This is a genomic window from Breoghania sp. L-A4, assembly GCF_003432385.1.
Classification (GTDB): domain Bacteria; phylum Pseudomonadota; class Alphaproteobacteria; order Rhizobiales; family Stappiaceae; genus Breoghania.
In genome coordinates this window covers 453030-471242 of the sequence record NZ_CP031841.1, presented here as the reverse complement: position 1 = coordinate 471242, position 18213 = coordinate 453030, and the positions used below count along the sequence as shown (strand labels likewise).

General features: G+C 64.6%; 18 protein-coding genes. 5 read left to right on the top strand and 13 right to left on the bottom strand.

Annotated elements, in window-relative coordinates; translation table 11 throughout:
• Positions 1–159 precede the first annotated feature (159 nt).
• Positions 160–900, top strand: a complete 741-nt coding sequence (locus D1F64_RS02220; RefSeq protein ID WP_117411089.1) for a tetratricopeptide repeat protein — start codon at positions 160–162, stop codon at positions 898–900.
• On the opposite strand, the gene D1F64_RS02215 is transcribed toward D1F64_RS02220, so the two are convergent.
• The 12 genes from D1F64_RS02215 to D1F64_RS02175 all read right to left on the bottom strand — a co-directional run bounded on the left by D1F64_RS02215 (position 827) and on the right by D1F64_RS02175 (position 11914).
• Complete coding sequence (locus tag D1F64_RS02215; protein ID WP_117411088.1) at positions 827–1978, bottom strand: type II secretion system F family protein; 1152 nt, start codon at positions 1976–1978, stop codon at positions 827–829. The genes D1F64_RS02220 and D1F64_RS02215 overlap by 74 nt on opposite strands.
• Positions 1979–1991: 13 nt before the next feature.
• Positions 1992–2996: a type II secretion system F family protein gene (locus D1F64_RS02210; protein ID WP_117411087.1), complete on the bottom strand. Its 1005-nt coding sequence runs from the start codon at positions 2994–2996 to the stop codon at positions 1992–1994.
• A 21-nt stretch (positions 2997–3017) separates the two neighbouring features.
• Entirely contained in the window at positions 3018–4520 is a 1503-nt protein-coding gene (locus tag D1F64_RS02205) for an ATPase, T2SS/T4P/T4SS family (protein ID WP_162901229.1), read from the bottom strand.
• Positions 4521–4642: 122 nt separating this feature from the next.
• Positions 4643–5014, bottom strand: coding sequence for a hypothetical protein (locus tag D1F64_RS25285; protein ID WP_346432291.1), 372 nt, complete (start codon positions 5012–5014; stop codon positions 4643–4645).
• Positions 4969–5583: a hypothetical protein gene (locus D1F64_RS25280; RefSeq protein ID WP_346432290.1), complete on the bottom strand. Its 615-nt coding sequence runs from the start codon at positions 5581–5583 to the stop codon at positions 4969–4971. Before D1F64_RS25280 ends, D1F64_RS25285 begins: the two co-directional genes overlap by 46 nt.
• The gene (locus D1F64_RS25275; RefSeq protein WP_346432289.1) at positions 5580–5963 is read right to left on the bottom strand and encodes a hypothetical protein; all 384 of its coding nucleotides are present in this window, start codon (positions 5961–5963) and stop codon (positions 5580–5582) included. The genes D1F64_RS25280 and D1F64_RS25275 overlap by 4 nt, the downstream gene beginning before the upstream one ends.
• A gap of 6 nt (positions 5964–5969) precedes the next feature.
• Positions 5970–6716: a CpaD family pilus assembly protein gene (locus D1F64_RS02195; RefSeq protein WP_162901228.1), complete on the bottom strand. Its 747-nt coding sequence runs from the start codon at positions 6714–6716 to the stop codon at positions 5970–5972.
• A 10-nt stretch (positions 6717–6726) separates the two neighbouring features.
• Positions 6727–6882, bottom strand: coding sequence for a hypothetical protein (locus tag D1F64_RS24190; protein WP_205470618.1), 156 nt, complete (start codon positions 6880–6882; stop codon positions 6727–6729).
• Complete coding sequence (locus tag D1F64_RS02190) at positions 6864–8117, bottom strand: type II and III secretion system protein family protein (RefSeq protein WP_205470617.1); 1254 nt, start codon at positions 8115–8117, stop codon at positions 6864–6866. Before D1F64_RS02190 ends, D1F64_RS24190 begins: the two co-directional genes overlap by 19 nt.
• Positions 8118–8156: 39 nt before the next feature.
• Positions 8157–8936, bottom strand: coding sequence for a Flp pilus assembly protein CpaB (gene cpaB / locus D1F64_RS02185; RefSeq protein ID WP_117411085.1), 780 nt, complete (start codon positions 8934–8936; stop codon positions 8157–8159).
• A gap of 537 nt (positions 8937–9473) precedes the next feature.
• Positions 9474–11087, bottom strand: coding sequence for a phosphoenolpyruvate carboxykinase (locus D1F64_RS02180; protein ID WP_117411084.1), 1614 nt, complete (start codon positions 11085–11087; stop codon positions 9474–9476).
• Between the two features lie 164 nt (positions 11088–11251).
• Positions 11252–11914 (bottom strand): DUF2470 domain-containing protein, encoded by a 663-nt coding sequence (locus tag D1F64_RS02175; protein ID WP_248304584.1) that lies wholly within the window; start codon positions 11912–11914, stop codon positions 11252–11254.
• Positions 11915–12263: 349 nt separating this feature from the next.
• Between D1F64_RS02175 and D1F64_RS02170 the strand changes: the two genes are divergently transcribed.
• Positions 12264–13691: an MATE family efflux transporter gene (locus D1F64_RS02170; RefSeq protein ID WP_162901227.1), complete on the top strand. Its 1428-nt coding sequence runs from the start codon at positions 12264–12266 to the stop codon at positions 13689–13691.
• A 24-nt stretch (positions 13692–13715) separates the two neighbouring features.
• Here the strand turns inward: D1F64_RS02170 and D1F64_RS02165 are convergent, their stop codons facing one another.
• Complete coding sequence (locus D1F64_RS02165; RefSeq protein WP_162901226.1) at positions 13716–14729, bottom strand: hypothetical protein; 1014 nt, start codon at positions 14727–14729, stop codon at positions 13716–13718.
• A 182-nt stretch (positions 14730–14911) separates the two neighbouring features.
• Between D1F64_RS02165 and D1F64_RS02155 the strand changes: the two genes are divergently transcribed.
• The 3 genes from D1F64_RS02155 to D1F64_RS02145 all read left to right on the top strand — a co-directional run bounded on the left by D1F64_RS02155 (position 14912) and on the right by D1F64_RS02145 (position 18211).
• Entirely contained in the window at positions 14912–15610 is a 699-nt protein-coding gene (locus D1F64_RS02155; protein ID WP_117411079.1) for a response regulator transcription factor, read from the top strand.
• Between the two features lie 61 nt (positions 15611–15671).
• Positions 15672–17459 (top strand): stimulus-sensing domain-containing protein, encoded by a 1788-nt coding sequence (locus D1F64_RS02150; protein ID WP_117414359.1) that lies wholly within the window; start codon positions 15672–15674, stop codon positions 17457–17459.
• Complete coding sequence (locus tag D1F64_RS02145) at positions 17456–18211, top strand: HPr kinase/phosphatase C-terminal domain-containing protein (protein ID WP_117411078.1); 756 nt, start codon at positions 17456–17458, stop codon at positions 18209–18211. Before D1F64_RS02150 ends, D1F64_RS02145 begins: the two co-directional genes overlap by 4 nt.
• Positions 18212–18213: the final 2 nt, after the last annotated feature.

The following is an 18213-nucleotide window of genomic DNA, read 5'->3' as shown; positions in this document are numbered from 1 at the left end:
AATTCGCGGCGCTTAACCAAGCATTAGGGTTAACGAACTATTTCTGATGGTACCCAATCAACGCGTTCGACAATCGGAGCGCTCCATGAGCGAATTCACCGCCCCCGTCCGCGCCGCCGGCTGCGCACCACGACGATCATCGCCTCGCTTGCGGCCGTCATGATGCTCACGAGCTGCGCCTCCAAGAACCGGTCGGTCACCACCCACGCGCCGGCCGGCCAATTCTATGCGCAAGGCAGCCCCGAAGCCCGCAAGATCGTGGACTACTGGGGCAAGCGTTACGACGCGGACCAGAAGGACCGCGCCAACGTTCTCAACTATGCAGCCGCGCTGCGCCGCAACGGCCAGATCGACCAGGCGATGGCGGTGCTGCAGCGTGGCATGGTCAGCAACCGCAACGACCGCGAACTCGCGGCCGCCTACGGCAAGATCCTGGCGATGAACGGCCGGTTCGACGAAGCGCTGAACGTCATACAGTCCGCCCATTCGGCCGACCAGCCCGACTGGCGGTTGCTGTCGGCCGAGGCCGCAGTGCACGACCAGCTCGGCGACCACAATTCGGCGCGGCAGATCTACGTTAAGGCGCTGAAGATCGCGCCGCAGGAACCCTCGATCCTCAACAACTACGCCTTGTCCTATGTGCTCACCGGTGAGCTCGACAGGGCGGAGAAGATCCTGCGCGACGCGACAGCGCTGTCGACCGCCGACGCGCGCGTGCGTCAGAATCTGGCGCTGGTGCTGGGCCTGCAGGGCCGCTTCGCGGATGCGGAGAAAATGGCGCGGGCGGATCTCGAACCCGAGCAGGCGGACGCCAACATCGCCTACCTCAAGCACATGCTGAGCCAGCGCAACACCTGGCAGGACATCCAGGCCAAGGACGGCGAGAAGAAGCAAAGCTGAGCGAGAGCGAACGCGCAAAAGACAGAAAAGGCGCTGTTGCGGTCCGCAACGGCGCCTTTTTCGTGTCCCGTGTGACCCCGCGAAGCCGCGCGCCCCGCGTGAGGCTACAGCCGCATCGCCTGGATGATCGCGGGCCCATGATCACGCCGAACAGCACCGGCAGAAAGAAGATGATCATCGGCACGGTCAGCTTCGGCGGCAGGGCCGCGGCCTTTTGCTCGGCCGCCTGCATGCGCTGGTCGCGGTTTTCGTCCGCCATCACCCGGAGCGAGCTGCCCAGCGGCGTGCCGTAGCGCTCCGCCTGGATCAGCGCGGTGGTCACCGACTTGACGCCCTCCAGCCCGGTGCGCCCGGCGAGATTCTCGTAAGCCGTGCGCCGCTCCTGGAGATACGACAGCTCCGCGTTGGTCAGCGCCAGTTCCTCGGCGAGCGGAACCGACTGAGCGCCGATTTCCTCGGCCACCTTCTTCAAGGCCGCTTCCACCGACATGCCGGATTCCACGCAGATCAGCATCAGATCGAGCGCGTCGGGCCAGGCGAGACGGATCGAGTGCTGACGGTTCTGTGTGCGATTCTTGACATAGAGGTTCGGCAGATAGAAGCCGATCATCGCCACGACCAGCGACGCCGACAGCTTGATGCCGGTGGGGTGCTCGGTATTGACGAGAACGAAGAAATACATGAGCGCCGCGCCGAACAATATGATCGGCACCACGAGGCGCGCAAACAGATACATGTAGAGCGCCTGCTGGCCGCGCAAGCCTGCGACGCGCAGCTTGGCCATCGTCGATTCATCGGCCAGCGCGTTCTTGAGGTTGAGCCGGTCGACGACGCTGCGCAGGTTCTGTTTGGGCTGGTTCCGGAGCGAGACCCTCGGCTTCTCCGCGATCTGCATGCGCGCGCGCTGGCGCGCGCGCATTTCCTGGCGCTCCGTGGCCACCGATTTCATGCGCCTTTGCAGCGTATCGCGCTCGAACGCCGGCATGACCAGCGTGAAGACCGTGGCCGACACCGCCAGCACGGTGAACACGGCGATCAGCACCTGTTCGTCGAGCAGCAAGTCCATGAGACCATCCATTGCCTGCTCTCCGTCAGATATCGAAGTTGATCATGCGCTTCATCACCATGACGCCGCAGAACATCCAGGCGGCGCTGACGCCGAGAATGATCTTGCCCATCGGCTCGGTGAACAGCAGCATGATGTACCCCGGCGAGGTGAGATAGATCAGAAGCGTCACGACCACCGGCAACGAGCCGATGATACCCGCCGACGCCTTGGCTTCGGTACTCACGGCCTTGATCTTGCCGCGCATCTTCTTGCGCTCGCGCAGCACCCGCGACAGGTTGCCCAACGCCTCGGACAGATTGCCGCCGGCCTGCTGCTGAATGGCGATGACGATGGCGAAAAAATTGGCCTCCGGCAGCGGGATGCGTTCCGGCAGACGCTGCACCGCCTCGGTCAGCGGCACGCCCATGGCCTGCGCTTCGATGATGCGGCGGAATTCGCTCCGCACAGGCTCGCTGGCCTCCATGGAGATGATCTTCAGACAATCGCCCAACGGCAGACCCGCCTTGACACCACGCACGATCACATCGACCGCGTTCGGCATCTCGTTGATGAAACGGTCCATCCGGCGCTTGCGGCGAAAGTCGATGTACCAGCGCGGCAGCCCCAGCATTCCGACCAGACCGATCGCGGCGACGATCATCAGCGGCAGGCCCTTGAGAAGCGCCAGCGCCGTGACGACCAGGCCCGTGGCCGCGCTGATGGCGAGAAACTTGTTGCGGCTCCAGCCGAGGCCGGCCTGCTGGATGCGCAGCGACAGCGGCGGGTTCTTGCCTTTGCGGGCCTGCTGCTTCTGCTTGCTCTCGATATCCTTCAGAGTGTCCTGAATGGATCTGCGCCGCTTGTCCGCGTCCTGCATCGTGCGCCGTTCGGCGGCCACCACGGTGCGCGGAATGCTGATCTGCGCCATGCGCTTGTCGCGCTTCTGGTCACCGGAGATCTTCGGCTGCAGCAACGCATAGAGAAAGCCGCCGGTGCACAGGATGACGAGAACGACGACGGCAATGACGGTGACTTGCGGTGTAAACATCGGTGTTTCCCGAACCCGGCCCTAGGCCTCGGCCCTTTCGTTGACCTCGGCGGCGTCGAGCGCCTCGGCAAGGCGGCCCTCCTCACCGAAGTAGCGCGCCTGTTCCCAGAATTTCGGCCGGCCGATGCTGGTCGACTTGTGCCGGCCGATGATGCGGCCGTTGGCGTCCTCGCCCATCATCTCGTAGAGGAACACATCCTGGGTGACGATGACGTCGCCTTCCATGCCGATCACCTCGGTGATGTGGGTGATGCGGCGAGAGCCGTCGCGCAGGCGGGCGGCCTGGACGACGACGTCGACGGAGGCGACGATCATTTCGCGGATGGTACGCGATGGCAGCGCGTAGCCGCCCATGGTGATCATCGATTCGAGCCGCGACAAGGCCTCGCGCGGGGTGTTGGCGTGCAACGTTCCCATGGAGCCGTCGTGACCGGTGTTCATGGCCTGAAGCAGATCGAAGGCCTCGGGACCACGCACCTCGCCGACGATGATCCGCTCGGGACGCATACGCAGGCAGTTCTTGACCAAATCGCGCATGGTCACCTGGCCCTCGCCTTCCAGGTTCGGCGGGCGGGTTTCCAGACGCACCACGTGCGGCTGCTGCAGCTGCAGTTCGGCCGCATCCTCGCAGGTGATGATCCGCTCGGTCTCGTCGATGAACTGCGTCATGCAGTTCAGAAGCGTGGTCTTTCCCGAGCCCGTGCCGCCCGAGATCAGCACGTTGCAGCGTGACCGGCCGATCACCTGCAGCACTGTCGAGCCTTCCTTGGTGATCGAGCCGAAGGTGACAAGCTGATCAAGCGTCAGCTTGTCCTTCTTGAACTTACGAATGGTCAGCGCCGGTCCGTCGATGGCGAGCGGCGGCGCGATGACGTTGACGCGCGAGCCGTCGGGAAGCCGCGCGTCGCAAATCGGGCTTGCCTCGTCGACGCGGCGGCCGACCTGGCTGACGATCCGCTGGCAGATATTCATCAGCTGCTGGTTGTCGCGGAAGCGGACCGCCGTGGGCTGCACCTTGCCGTCGGTTTCGATGTAGATCATGGACGCGCCGTTGACCATGATATCGGCGATGTCGTCGCGCGCCAGAAGCGGCTCAAGCGGACCATAGCCGAGCACGTCGTTGCAGATGTCGTCGAGCAGATCCTCCTGCTCGGCGATGGACATGACGACGTTCTTCAGCGAGATGATATCATTGACGATATCGCGGATTTCCTCGCGCGCCGACTCCGGGTCCAGCTTGGCGAGCTGCGACAGATCGATGGTGTCGATCAGCGCCGAGAATATCGAGGTCTTGGTGTCGTAATAGTCTTCGCTGCGCGGCTTGGGCGCATCGGAGACGGGTCGCGCGGGCTTGACGGCGGGAGCAGGCTTGTCCGCAAGCACCGGTTTGTCGACGGGCACGGCCGCCTTCGGCGCGGGCTTGGGCGCGGATTCGCGCGCCTGCACGGAGGGCGTGGTCTCGAATTTGGGCTCGGGCGCGGCCGCTCCGCCCTTCGCTCCAGTATTGCCGCGTTTGCCAAACATCGTAATCCGTTCCCCGCGCGTCGCGGTTCCTGACTCATACACATCTTGCCACCCAGGTGGCCTCATCAGCCCGACCGCGATCTCCAGGAACAGAGCAGTCCCAGACGCCGCCGGCGGATGCTTTACTTACGGCCGCGCAAGCGCGCCAGCAGCGGCGACAGCTTGGAGCGTTTCGGCTTTTGGACGCCTCCCCGGCCCGTGACCCGCTGCGATATCGTGTCAATCAGCGCGCCGACCGGATGCTTGGCGTCGAGCTCGGAGACCATCTGTCCGTTGTTCGCCGCCGTGCCGAACAGATGCGGCTCGAAGGGAATGTCGGCGATGATGTCGAGCTCCAGCGCCGCGGCGAAGTCGCCCGGGGTGATCTCCGGCCGCTTGGCGATGCCGACCTTGTTCAGCACCAGTTGCGGCGCCGCGTCGTTGGGACGAAGCTGCTTGAGCTTGTCGATCAGGTTCTTGCAGTTGCGCAGGTTCGCAAGATCCGGCTCCGCCACGATGATGATCTCGTCGGCGCCGGCGAGGGTGCTCTGCACCCAGCCCGACCACTGATGCGGCACGTCGAGGACCACGTTCGGCACCCCTGGCGCATCAAATCGACCATCTGGGCGAACGACTCCTCGTCGAAATCGTAGGTCCGGTCGAGCACGGCCGGGGCCGCGAGGATGCTGAGATGCTCCGTGCACTTGGAAAGCAGACGGTCGAGCAGCATGTCGTCGAGACGCTCCGGCGCGGAGATCGCCTCCAGAACGCCCTGCAGCGGATCCTGATTGAAATCGAGCCCCGCGGTGCCGAACGGCAGATCGAGATCGGCGAGGATGACGTCGCTTTCAAAACCGCGGGCGATCGCCCAGGAGACGTTGTGGGCGATGGTCGAGGCGCCGCAGCCGCCCTTCGCGCCAACGAACGCGATGGTGCGGCCAAGCGGATCCTTGCCCGGTTCGCCGTACAGGTCGCCGACCATGGCGATCACGCCATAGAGCGAGACGGGAGCGACCAGATACTCGCTGACGCCGCGGCGGATCAGGTCGCGATACAGCTCGATGTCATTGGTGTGGCCGATCACCACGACCTTGGTGCCGGAATCGCAGACTTCCGCAAGATCCTCGAGCGCCTCGCGCAGAGCATCCGCCGGGCCGCGGTTTTCGAGAATGATGAGGTTGGGTGTCGGCGCCGAGCGATAGAAGTCGATCGCCGCGGCAACGCCCCCATGTGCACCTTGGTGTGGGCCTTGCTCATGCGGCGGTCCGCGCCGGCATCCTCGATCGCCTGCGCGACGTCGTGCGTTTCGCAGAACGCCTGCATCGAGATGCGCGGCACCGCGTGCATCTCCTGAGTCGCCTGCGGATTGTGCGCCGCGTCCGCGCGGCCCGCACCGTCATCGATGATGTCCGCCGCGTCGTCTTCCGCCGGGGACGCTTCGTACGCCAACTCGTTCATCTTCACGCCTCCCTAGTTTCCAACATCGCTAACCTTGGCGCCAACGCCTTCCGCATATTTACCGCTCGGCGAGACGCCTTCGCGGTATTTGCCCTGCACCGTGTCGCGACGGCTGCGATCAGCCGGGCCCTCGGCGCGCGGATGCAGCAGATCCGCCGGATTGTCGATCATCGCGGCGAGATTGGACTGCGTCGCGCAGCCGAAATCGGCGTAATCCTCATTCGCCCCGTTGGAGGCGAGGTTGTCCGTCCAGCGGCCGCAGGCATGAACCGATGCCTTGACCCGCGAATAGGCGATGCGCAGGGGCGCCACCACGCGCGGATCGCCGACCGGATAGGAGCGGATGTGCACGCGATGCCCGGCGAACCCGGCGCGCAACAGAACGCGGCGCACCTCGCCAGCGATGGAATGAGCGCCCGCCTCGTTGCGCGATCCCGACGGCACGAGAATCTCGGCGTCGCCGCTGCCTTCCTGGCGCGCCTCGCGGGCAAAACCCTCGACGGACTCGCGCATCTGCCGCGAGAGGCTTCGGGTTTCAGCGCCCACCGGAATGTCGAAGGTTTCGGCCGCTTCGGAAATTACGATCGGATGGCGCAGCTTGTAGTCGTGCCGGGCGACGTTTTCCGCGGTGGGCACACTCTGGCATCCGGCCAGCGCCGCCGCGAGGCCTCCGGCCACGAAGAGCGCCCGCAGCGGACCGCCCGCAAGGCCATCGCGCGTGCGCAATCGCGCGCCAACACCGTTTCGCCGATCTGTCATCGAGGTGTCCTCACTCATAGATAAAGCCGATCTGACCCTGATACGACCCGTCCGGTTTCGCACCGGTGACCCGATAGACCTTGTTTAGCCGATTGAGAAAAAATCCGGCGGCATCGTGCGGCGGCGCCATGTTCTGGTCGGCGCGGGTCAGCTTGTTCGCCGCCACGGGCTTGACCAGATACGGGTCACGAAAACGACGAGTTCCGTCTGGTTGCGCCGGAATTCGCGACTCTTGAACAGGTTGCCGAGAATCGGCAGCTGCATCAGGCCCGGCAGGCCGCTGAGGTTCTGCGAGTAGTTGTCACGCATCAGGCCGGCCATCACCAGGGATCCGCCCGAGGGCAGCTCGACGGTGGATTCCGCGCGCCGCACCTTCAGTGCGGAAATTGTCAGCGAGCCGATGTCGACCGCGCCGTCGGTGGTCAACTCGCTGACCTCGGTCTTGATGCGCAGGCTGATGCGTCCGCCGGACAAGACGATCGGGGTAAAGTCGAGCCCCACACCGAAGGGCTTGAACTCGACAGAAACCACGCCGTCCGATTGAGAGGTCGGGATCGGGAACTCGCCGCCGACCAGAAAGCTGGCGTTTTCACCCGAAATCGCGGTGACCGTGGGCTCCGCGAGGGTGCGCACCACGCCGTCCTCCTGCAGCGCGCTGAGCACGGCGTTGATCTGCGTGGCGCCCTTGGAGAACCCAAGGCCCGCGACCGCGTTGTCCACGAGATTGCCGGTGTAGGTGGCGGTGTAGGGGCCCGCACCGACCGAGATGTTCTGGAAATCGATGCCGAGCTGCTTGATCAGGCTGCGCTCGACCTCGGAGATGGTCACCTTCAGATAGACCTGCTCCTTGCCGAGAACGGTCAGCATGTTGATGACCTTGGCCTCCGCGCCACCGGCAAAGCCATTCGCGATCTCGACGGCCCGGGAGGCATCGAGCGGCGAGGGAACCGTGCCGCTCAGCAGGATGGTTCCATTGACGTTTTCCGCAGCGATATCGCCATTGGGCACAAGCCGCTGCAACAGCCGGTTCAGATCACTGGTGTCCTGGGAAACGGAGATGTCGAAGCTGGCCAGCTGGCGGCCGCCGGCGCCGAACAGGAACAGGTTGGCCTGACCGGCCTTGACGCCGAGCACGAAAATACGCCGGTTGGTGCGCATGACCGCGTCCGCGACGGTGGGATCGGACACCAGAACGTCGCGCACGTCTTCGCCAAGCTCGATCACAACGGACCGGCCGAGCCCGACCGACAGGCCACGGTTGGTCACGCGTTCACCGGCCACGACCCGCACCTGCTTGGGAAAGCCTGTGTCGGCGGCGGCAGGAACGTTCGACGTTCCAAGCGCAACGACGCAAAGCATCGCCGCTGCCAGAAATCCTTTCAGAACGGTTCCACGGACCATCGGGTACTCCTTCGTGCGGGCTCGTCGCCGCATTCTCAATTAGCGCCGTGTCGTTGTTTGCGAGACCACACCGTATTTGACGAAACGCATTCCGCCCTGGCTCGTTTCCGGTTCATTGCCGCCTGCGATGGCGTCCTCGGCACTTCGCAGCACCAGCGACAACGTCCCCGCCTGACCCGCCTGCACGATGATCTCGGCCTGCTTCGGCGTCAGTTCGACGGTTGCCGTGCGGCTCGGCGGCAGCGACTTCTTCTCCTGTTCGCCGGCGGTAATCGTATCGATCGCCAGCACGCGGACATTTTCGAGAATCGTCTCACTGGGCGCGCTGCCGTTGCGGCGGCTCGAGCGGCTGAGAATCACGTCGACGCGGTCGTCGGGCAGTATGAAGCCACCGGCCGTGGTGACCGCCTCAACGGTGATGGCGACGGCGCGCATGCCCTTGGGCAGCATCGCCGACATGAAGCCGCTGTCGGTCTGGATGAGGCGCTCTTCGCGGATCGGCTCACCGGAATAGACCCGCGCACGGGCAATGCGGCCCTTGAGTTCGTCCACGGCCTCCGGACGCACCGTCCTGGTGATGAACCCATCACTCACCGCGTCCTTGGGCCAGGCCTGCCAGGACACATCCCCGTCCTGCAGCCGCGAACCCAGCACGATATCCTTGGAAGCGACGAGAACGGCCTCGGTGGTGACCGCCGGCCCACTGCGTATCACCTCGACGGTTTGCGGCGGCTGGTTGACGAGATTCGTTACCATACGCGCTGCGACCAATCCCGCAGCCAACGCCACACCCAAAACGGCAACACGCGCCAGTTTCATACCCTTGACTCACTTTCAACGCCCGACGACATGCCGGTCTTATTGTCAACGCAAGTTTCAGGGACAAATCGATAAAACAAGGTTAACAATGGATGATGAATTGCGATAAATAAATACTTAACGTTTATGGCAAGACATCCGGATCCGCCGCACAACAATTCATTAATGCATATTAATTTCAGGTTAAAAGACATCGATTCCGACAATAACATCGGTTAAACAGTTAAATTCTAAATTATTTCAATTCATCAACACTGTCTTCAAACGTCAGGTCGACACAATTAACCCTTGTGCCAACGATGCCGACAGGCGCCCGACAAATCGACAACCGCCAGCGATGCGGCACGCAATTGTGCGCAACCGTCTGGTGGGACGCCGAGCCCCGAGATGCTGGTCACCGCTGAAAACCCGCATGCAGCAACCAATGCGCCCAAGGCGCCCGGTCTGCCCGCAGACACAAAAAAGCGCGCGGCCACAGGCCGCGCGCTGTATCGGGTCAGCAGGAAACGCAATCCCGTGACAATGTCGTTGCGCAGCCTACTCGGCGGCCGCCTTGAGCGTCGGCGCGGCATCGCGGACGCTGGGATCCACGTAGTCCTCAAACTTCGCAAAATTATCAATGAACATCTGCACCAGCCGGGCCGCCTGCTCATCGTATGCGGCCTGATCCGGCCACGTGGCGCGCGGATCGAGGATCGCCGTATCGACATCGGGCACGGCGACCGGAACGCTGAAGCCGAAGTTCGGGTCGATGCGGAACTCGACGTCGTTGAGCGAGCCGTTGAGCGCCGCGGTCAGCAGCGTGCGCGTCGCCTTGATCGGCATACGCGAGCCAACGCCGTAGGCGCCGCCCGTCCAGCCGGTGTTCACCAGCCAGCAATCGACGTTGTTCTTAGCGATGAGATCCCGCAGCAGATTGCCGTATTCCGACGGATGACGCGGCAGGAACGGCGCGCCAAAGCATGTCGAGAAGGTGGCCTGCGAGCCTTCCACGCCCTTTTCCGTTCCGGCGACCTTTGCCGTGTAGCCGGAAAGAAACGTGTACATGGCCTGGGCAGGGGTCAGCTTGGCGATCGGCGGCATCACGCCAAAGGCGTCCGCCGTCAGCATGATGATGTTCCTGGGCGGCGGCGCAAGGCCCTTGGGGTCGGCGTTGGGGATGAAGTGCATCGGGTAGGCGCAGCGGGCGTTTTCCGTCTTCGACGCGTCGTCGAAATCGGGCATCCGGGTCTCCGGATCCAGCACCACGTTTTCCAGCACCGTGCCGAAACGCTCGGTCGTGGCGTAGATTTCCGGCTCCGCCTCACGCGACAGGTTGATCGTCTTGGCGTAGCAGCCGCCTTCGAAATTGAAGGTCCCCGTCTCGCTCCAGCCGTGCTCGTCGTCGCCGATCAGCGTGCGGTTCGGATCGGCCGACAGCGTGGTCTTGCCGGTGCCCGACAGACCGAAAAAGATCGCCGTATCGCCGTCATCGCCGACATTCGCCGAGCAGTGCATCGGCATGACGCCCTTGGGCGGCAGCAGGAAGTTGAGGATCGTGAACACCGACTTCTTCATCTCGCCGGCGTATTCGGAGTTGCCGACCAGAACCAGCTTCTTGGAGAAGTTCACCGCGATGATCGTTTCCGAGCGGCAGTTGTGGCGCGCCGGATCCGCGCGGAAGCTCGGCAGATCGATGATGGTGTATTCGGGGTCGAAATCCGGCAGCTCCGAACGGTCGGGGCGGCGCAGAAGATTGCGGATGAAAATGTTGTGCCAGGCGTATTCGCTGTAGATCCGCGTCGAGATCCGGTGCGCGGGATCCGCGCCGCCATACAGATCCTGCGCGAACAGTTCGCGGCCCTTGGCGTGCTCGATGAAGTCGGCGTAAAGCAGATCGAACTGCTCTTCGCTCATCATCTGGTTGTTGTCCCACCAGACGACGTCACGGGTCATGTCGTCGCAAACGACGTATTTGTCCCGCGGCGACCGGCCGGTGTGAACACCGGTATCGGCGACAAACGCCCCGCCGGCGACAATCTCGCCCTCGCCACGTCGGATCGCTTCCTCGTAAAGCTTCGGCTCGAGCAGGTTCCAGTGCACGCCAGAAAGACCGGTCAGGCCCACTGTTTCCGCGCCCTTGGCTGCGTTGCGAAGTCCTGTTTCTTTCATTGCGGAGACACCCCAATTCGACCGCTTGTTGTTTCACCGGCGGGATTGTTCTTGTGCTCGGGCTAGACCATGAACCAGGCCCGGCCGCCGGGTCGCGCGACGTTAGTTGATCACGCCCGGCGGAACAAGACGCCGCCAGGCGCTAATTCGGGAGCTAAATCGATTTAAAGCGTTTTTCGCTGAATTCCGCGCTCGCGCGCCCTCTTCGCGAGCGCCACGAGACGGAGGCGCACCGCTTGCGCATCGTTTGCCGGTTCATCAAAAACCATGCGCCGGACACCCGCCTCGCCGACGAGATCGATCCCCTCTGGATCACATCCGGTGATGCGCCAATTCCCGTCCGGCGCGCCCAGAAGTTTGGTCGCGTAAAGCGCCAGCGCATCGGCGTGATCGTCGTTCATGTGCTCGACGATACCGGGCTCGGCAGCCATCAGCGCTTCGGCGCCGGCAAGATCGAGCAGCAGCCCGGAGGCGGCCACCGTATGGATGCGGCCGAACCCCGCCACCAGATGCGCATCGCGAACCTCGAGCCGATAGAAGCTGAAATCCTTGAAGCCGGAATAGCCCTCCGCCTCCGGGTGGCGGGCCAGGAAGCGGCGGCGGATCCGCTCGTCCGCGCACGCGGCCAGGGCGCCGTTGATCGAGACGCGCGCATCCTGCATCGGATCGGCGATGTCCTGGGCGCACAGCAGCAGGCTGGCGCGCGGCTCCGCCTGAATGTTTCGGGTATGCACCGCCAGGTCCGAAAGGAGCAGAAGCGGCGTGCCATCGGTATCGCAGGCAACAACAACAAGAGACGCGAAGGGAGCGCCGTGATCGGCGGCCACGGTCGCCAGCGAGCCGCTTTTCGCCGTGCGCAGGATGCGCCGGGCGGTGGCGACGGGATCGAAGGCGGCGGCCTGATCGGCGGGTTCGAACTCGGTTTCGGGCATCTCGGAACGGGTCCTGTTTTTCATAAGGATTAAGGAGGGCCCGGCTGGCGAAAGACTGGCTTGGGCGGCATTGCCTTGCCCTGAGTGCCCGATCGGGGGACGACGGAGGCAATTTCACGCGGCGGCGGAAAACCGGATGACGGACCGGCGGCAAACAAGTAGCATCCGGCGTTTCGTCGAGGCGCGCAATCCGCATCCGGCTTGCCGGCGTCCGATTTCCCCTGTTGGCTCGACCCGGGTTGCCATGTCCACCGATCTGAACACGCCGCACACGCCCGGCATGCCGGACGCTCCCGCGCCGCTGCGCTATCACATCACGCGCACCCTGTTCTTCGCCCTGCCGATCATTGTATCGCGGACCGCGCTTCTCGTCATGTTCACCATCGACACCATCATGACCGGCTGGTCGGGCGGCAACGAGCTCGCCTATCTGGGACTGGGTGTCGCGTTCCAGTTGACCTTGATGCTGATCGGCATCGGCGCGTTACAGGCAACGGTGGTGCTGATCGCCCAGGCGGTGGGCGCGGGAAGACCGGAGGCCGCGGGCAGGGTCTTGCGCGCGGGGCTGGCGCACGGGTTGCTGTTCGGCGTGGCGATCATCGTCTGGTCGCTGCTTGGCGAGCGGTTCTACACATTCATGGGACAGACGCCGGAGCTTGCGCGCGGCGCGGCCGGCGTGTCCCTCGCCTTCGCCTGCGGCATACCCGGCATTCTCGCGTTCACGGCCTTCAGCCTGTTTCTCGAAGCCACAGGCCGCCCGAAAGCCTCCATGGTCGTGATGCTGTTCGCCAATGTCGCCAACTTCGGGCTGAACGGCGTCGTGGTGCTCGGCTGGGGCGGGTTCATGGAACCCGCCGGCGCTCAAGGAGCGGTCGCCGTCTCCTCCGCGCTGCGCACCCTCGCGGCCGTGATGCTCGGCATATATGTGGTGATCATCGCGATGGATCACGACGTGCATGACATCCTTGCCCCGCCGCGGCGCTGGATCTCCGAGATGCTGCGGCTCGGCGGCGAGACCGGGCGCACGATCCGCAGGCTCGGGCTGCCCATGGGCATCGCCCAGGGCGTGGAAAGCGCCGCCTTCGCCACGGTGGTGTTTCTGGCGGGCCTGCTCGGGCCCGACGCGCTGGCCGCCTATCAGATCGCCATGGCGCTGATGTCGCTTGTCTTCATGATGGCGATCGGCATGGCGGGAGCGACCTCGATCCGCGTCGGCCGCGCGATCGGCCGCGCCAACGCGGGCAATGTCGTGCGCGCGGGCTGGTCGGGTGTCGGCATCGGGGTGGTGCTCACCGTGCCCGCCTCCATCCTGTTCTGGACCGCGCCCGAGGCGGTTGCCGGCGTGTTCACGCAGCAGCCGGAGGTGCTTGCGCACGCGGTGGACGCCGTCTGGTTCATCGGCTGGATCATCGCCGCGGATGCGACGATGGCGATCAGCATGGGTGCGCTGCGCGGCGCAGGCGACGTGTGGGTTCCCACCGGATTGCAGGTGGCGGCCTTCTGGCTCGCCGGGGTGCCCACGGCATGGGTCCTCGCCCTGCATCTGGACATCGGCCCGGTGGGCCTTCTGGCGGGCACAGGCACCGGCATTCTGGTGTCAATCATCCTGATGCTGCGGCGCTGGATGCGGGTGTCGGGACATTTCGCACGCGCCCTGCCGGCGGCCGTCTGATCCGGATCCGCCCCAGGTCATGACCTAAAGGCCGGCCACAATCTCCGACGCCAGGGCTTTCTCGTGCGGGAGAACCTCGCGCAGCGATTCACGCGCGACATAGCGAAAGGGTTTCCCGGTTTCCAGATCCTTGTACCCTGCCTGTCCAAACCGCTTGAGAAGACCGTCGTATTGCGCGGCATACCGCTGCTCGACCATTCGGCGTTCGGTCTCGCTCAAAAAGCCGAGATTGGCGAGACCCGGTGTCCCGGTCCATCGATCACGCAACGCCTGATGCGCCCGCGTCATGGCCGCGGCCAGATCCTCGAGAGGCCGATCCTTCATCCGGCGCTTCACGTCCAGCAGCACCCGCAAGCTCGTCTCATCGGCGGCAGGGTTGGGGTCCACCGAGAAATCGGACGCAACGCTCCGCGGAGACAGTCCCCGCTTTTCCGCGCCAATCCAGTCAAGAAACGTGCCGATGACGTCCGTCCGGTGCGTATAGGGACGCACGGTGATCGTCGGATCGCCACCGTGCGTCCGCCACCGCGCAACGTGGGTTTCGATGTCCAGAAAGTTTGCCAGGCGATCGTTCTCAATGGAAAACGTATCGATGTCGGTGATCGTGACGCGATGCGCCTTGATCACTTGATTGAAGAAGGAATTGATCCAGTCGACCGGATGGCGCACGTACAACAGCAGGTTCAGCGTCCCCATCACGGCAAGATCCCGGATGAGACGACCCTCGACGAGATAGGCGGTCTCTTCGGAAAACAGCGGTGATCGGCTGCCGCCGCTTGCGGATTGCAGAATGGCCGGGAGCGACCTCGGCGGCGTTGCGTCTTCTCCTGGGCCGGCGGCAAGGGCGTCTTGCGGATTGAGGCGGCAATGTCGCGAAAATCCGGCACATAGTGCAGGCCGGCAGAGCCAAGGGCGGCGTGATTGTTCCGGAGAACGGTTTGCAAGGCGGTCGAACCGGTCTTCGGCATGCCCAAATGGATAAATATGTCCATCACCTGACCTTCCGCATACACGCGCGCCGCACCAGGTTCGTTGCATTGGCATCGTCGAGACAATCGCCAGAGCCCGCGCGCCCTGCCGGCGGCCGTCTGAGGCGGGAACCGCCCAATATCATGCCGTTTTGGACCCGATGTGGTACCGTGCCTTAATTTGCCCCATATGCCTCGGCAAACGCCGACGTAAGGCCTTATTGTCGAGACTACAGAAAGACAGGCATCAACATGGCGACAATTGCTCTGGTCGACGACGACCGCAACATTCTGACGTCGGTATCCATTGCGCTGGAATCGGAGGGCTACCGCGTCCAGACCTTCACCGACGGCGCCTCGGCGCTCGACGGACTTGTGGGCGAAACGGCGGACCTGGCCATCCTCGACATCAAGATGCCGCGCATGGACGGCATGGAACTGCTCCGCCGCCTGCGGCAGAGCAGCGACATGCCGGTGATCTTCCTGACGTCGAAGGACGACGAGATCGACGAGCTCTTCGGCCTGAAGATGGGCGCCGACGATTTCATCCGCAAACCGTTCTCGCAGCGGCTGCTGGTGGAGCGCGTGCGCGCCGTGTTGCGCCGCTTCCAGCCGCGCGACGCCAGCGCGCCAAAGAGCGACGACGACAAGTCTTTAGAACGCGGCCAGCTGGTGATGGACCAGGAGCGCCACACCTGCACCTGGCAGGGCGAACCGGTCACCCTGACCGTGACCGAATTCCTGATCCTCTACTCGCTCGCCCAGCGCCCCGGCGTGGTGAAGAGCCGCAATGCGCTGATGGATGCGGCTTACGATGATCAGGTCTACGTTGACGACCGCACGATCGACAGCCACATCAAGAGGCTGCGCAAGAAGTTCAAGGTCGTCGACGACAATTTCGACAAGATCGAAACCCTGTATGGTGTCGGCTACCGCTTCCGCGAAGGGTGACGTGCGGCCTGACGGAAATCCGGCGGGCTTGTCCGGCGTCAAGAAGGCCACGGGAACCACGATGGCGATCGATACGCAGACGGGTGCTGCGAAGGGCGATGCGACGCGCCGGGTCAGCCGGCTGCGCGCCCGCCGCCGCATTCTCGCGCGCATCAGCGGCCTGTTCGGCACCTATATCTTTTCGTCGCTGACCCGGCGCATCGTCGTTCTCAATCTCGCGGCGCTGATCGCGCTGGCCTCCGGCATTCTCTATCTCAACCAGTTCCGCGCCGGCCTGATCGAGGCGCGGGTCCAGAGCCTGCTGATCCAGGGCGAGATCATCGCCGGCGCCATCGCGGCGTCGGCCACCGTGGATACCGACGCCATCACCGTCGATCCCGAGCGGCTGCTGGAGCTGCAGGCGGGCGAAAGCCTGTCGCCGGTGGACGACGACACCCGCGCGCTCGAGTTTCCGATCAATCCCGAACGCGTCGCGCCGGTGCTGCGCCGGCTGATTTCGCCGACCAAGACGCGGGCGCGAATCTACGATTCCGACGGCACGCTGATCCTCGATTCGCGGCATCTGTATGCGCGCGGCCAGATCCTGCGCTACGACCTGCCGCCGACAGAACCCGAAGAACCGAGCCTGGCGGACACCTTGTGGCGCAAGCTCAATTTGTGGCTGCGCCGCGGCGACCTGCCTTTGTACGAGGAACGCGCCGGCGGCAACGGCCAGACCTATCCGGAAGTGACCGCGGCGCTGGGCGGCTCGCCCGCCTCCATCGTGCGGGTTTCGGAAAAGGGCGAGATGATCGTCTCCGTCGCCGTGCCGGTGCAGCGCTTCCGCGCCGTCCTCGGAACCCTGCTGCTGTCCACCCAGGGCGGCGACATCGACGCGATCGTGCGCGCCGAACGGGTCGCCATCCTGCGGGTGTTCCTGGTCTCCGCGCTTGTCACCACGGTGCTTTCGGTGCTGCTGGCCGGCACGATTGCCGGTCCAGTGCGGCGGCTGGCGGCGGCGGCCGAGCGCGTGCGGCGCGGCGTCAAGTCGCGGCAGGAGATTCCTGACTTCGCCGACCGCCAGGACGAGATCGGCCACCTGGCGCGCGCCCTGCGCGAGATGACCAACGCGCTCTACGGACGCATGGACGCCATCGAACAGTTCGCCGCCGATGTGGCGCATGAGTTGAAAAACCCGCTGACCTCGCTGCGCAGCGCTGTGGAAACCCTGCCGCTGGCGCGCAACGACGAAAGCCGAACGCGGCTGCTCGACGTCATCCAGCACGACGTGCGCCGTCTCGACCGGCTGATCTCCGACATCTCCGACGCCTCGCGGCTCGATGCGGAGCTTTCGCGCGCCGACGCGGCGCCCGTCGACATCGCCCGGCTGCTGACCACCATCGTGTCGATCGCGCGCGAGACCAAACCCGCCGGCAGCCCGGACATCGAGCTGGTGGTCGAGAAGGCTAGGGGCGACAAGGCCTATCAGATCATGGGCGACGACGGCCGGCTGGGACAGGTGATCAACAACCTGCTCGACAATGCGCGCTCGTTCTCGCCACCCGACGGCACCGTCAAGGTCACCGCGAAACGCAGCGGGCGCGAGATCATCATTACCGTCGAGGACGAAGGTCCGGGAATCCGGCCCGACGTCGCCGAGCGGATCTTCGAGCGCTTCTATACGGACCGCCCCGACGGAGAGGACTTTGGCAACAACTCGGGCCTCGGCCTGTCGATATCACGCCAGATCGTCGAGGCCCATCGCGGCACCATCGACGCCACCAATCGCGTCGCGACCGACGCGGCGGGCGACCAACGAATCCTCGGCGCGCGCTTCACCGTGCGGCTGCCGGTCGGAAGCGCGTCGTGAGCCCTGCAGCGGAGGGCCGGGGACACCCGGAAACCGTCCATGCCGGCTGCGTGGTCCTGGGCTCCGCGGGCGTTCTGATCCGCGGCCCCTCCGGCAGCGGCAAATCCGCCCTCGCCATCGCGCTGATCGAGGCCTGGCGGCTGCGAGGACTGTACTCCGCACTGGTGAGCGACGACCGGGTGCACCTCGCACTGCCTAACGATCGCCTGATCGCCTCCGCGCCTGAGACCATCAGCGGATTGATCGAGCAGCACGGCCGCGGGATCAGAAGCCTTCCCGACTTACCTCGCGTCGTCGTTCGGCTTATTGTCGATCTGCTGCCGCGAGAAACCATTGACCGGATGCCTGAGCCCGCCGCGCTGATGGTGGCTGTGAGCGGCGTGCTGAACGCGTGCGACACGATGGCCGGGGCGACGGACGGCGGGGGCGCAAGCCGGCCGCGGATGCCGCCACAGGGAGCATCATGGTGTCCCGGCAGCCGGTCCCGTGCCGCGACATCACGATCGCGATACCGCTCGTTCAGGCGGCACTGCATGATCTCGACGGGCAATCCGTCCGGTTTTTCACCTGAATTCCGTCGGATTTCCCTTGCACTGCGTCAAAGGCTGGCCAAGATGGGCGCTTGCGCGCAGGGCATTGCCTGGCGCCACGAATTCGAGCCGCGCGAAGCCTTGCCTCGTGGCGGCGGGGAAGCCGTTCCGAAGTCCATCGGGCGCGGGACCGGCGACCGGACAAGCAAACTGGAAAGTTAGCG

What these genes read in the sequence shown, in the direction of transcription:
- D1F64_RS02150 (WP_117414359.1), top strand. Translation starts at nt 15,672, where the DNA reads ATGGCGATCGATACGCAGACGGGTGCTGCGAAGGGCGATGCGACGCGC.
- D1F64_RS02210 (WP_117411087.1), bottom strand. Translation starts at nt 2,996, where the DNA reads ATGTTTACACCGCAAGTCACCGTCATTGCCGTCGTCGTTCTCGTCATC.
- D1F64_RS02220 (WP_117411089.1), top strand. Translation starts at nt 160, where the DNA reads ATGATGCTCACGAGCTGCGCCTCCAAGAACCGGTCGGTCACCACCCAC.
- D1F64_RS02205 (WP_162901229.1), bottom strand. Translation starts at nt 4,520, where the DNA reads ATGTTTGGCAAACGCGGCAATACTGGAGCGAAGGGCGGAGCGGCCGCG.
- D1F64_RS02155 (WP_117411079.1), top strand. Translation starts at nt 14,912, where the DNA reads ATGGCGACAATTGCTCTGGTCGACGACGACCGCAACATTCTGACGTCG.
- D1F64_RS02190 (WP_205470617.1), bottom strand. Translation starts at nt 8,117, where the DNA reads ATGGTCCGTGGAACCGTTCTGAAAGGATTTCTGGCAGCGGCGATGCTT.
- D1F64_RS02170 (WP_162901227.1), top strand. Translation starts at nt 12,264, where the DNA reads ATGTCCACCGATCTGAACACGCCGCACACGCCCGGCATGCCGGACGCT.
- D1F64_RS02165 (WP_162901226.1), bottom strand. Translation starts at nt 14,729, where the DNA reads ATGCAACGAACCTGGTGCGGCGCGCGTGTATGCGGAAGGTCAGGTGAT.
- D1F64_RS02195 (WP_162901228.1), bottom strand. Translation starts at nt 6,716, where the DNA reads ATGACAGATCGGCGAAACGGTGTTGGCGCGCGATTGCGCACGCGCGAT.
- D1F64_RS02180 (WP_117411084.1), bottom strand. Translation starts at nt 11,087, where the DNA reads ATGAAAGAAACAGGACTTCGCAACGCAGCCAAGGGCGCGGAAACAGTG.
- cpaB (WP_117411085.1), bottom strand. Translation starts at nt 8,936, where the DNA reads ATGAAACTGGCGCGTGTTGCCGTTTTGGGTGTGGCGTTGGCTGCGGGA.
- D1F64_RS02215 (WP_117411088.1), bottom strand. Translation starts at nt 1,978, where the DNA reads ATGGATGGTCTCATGGACTTGCTGCTCGACGAACAGGTGCTGATCGCC.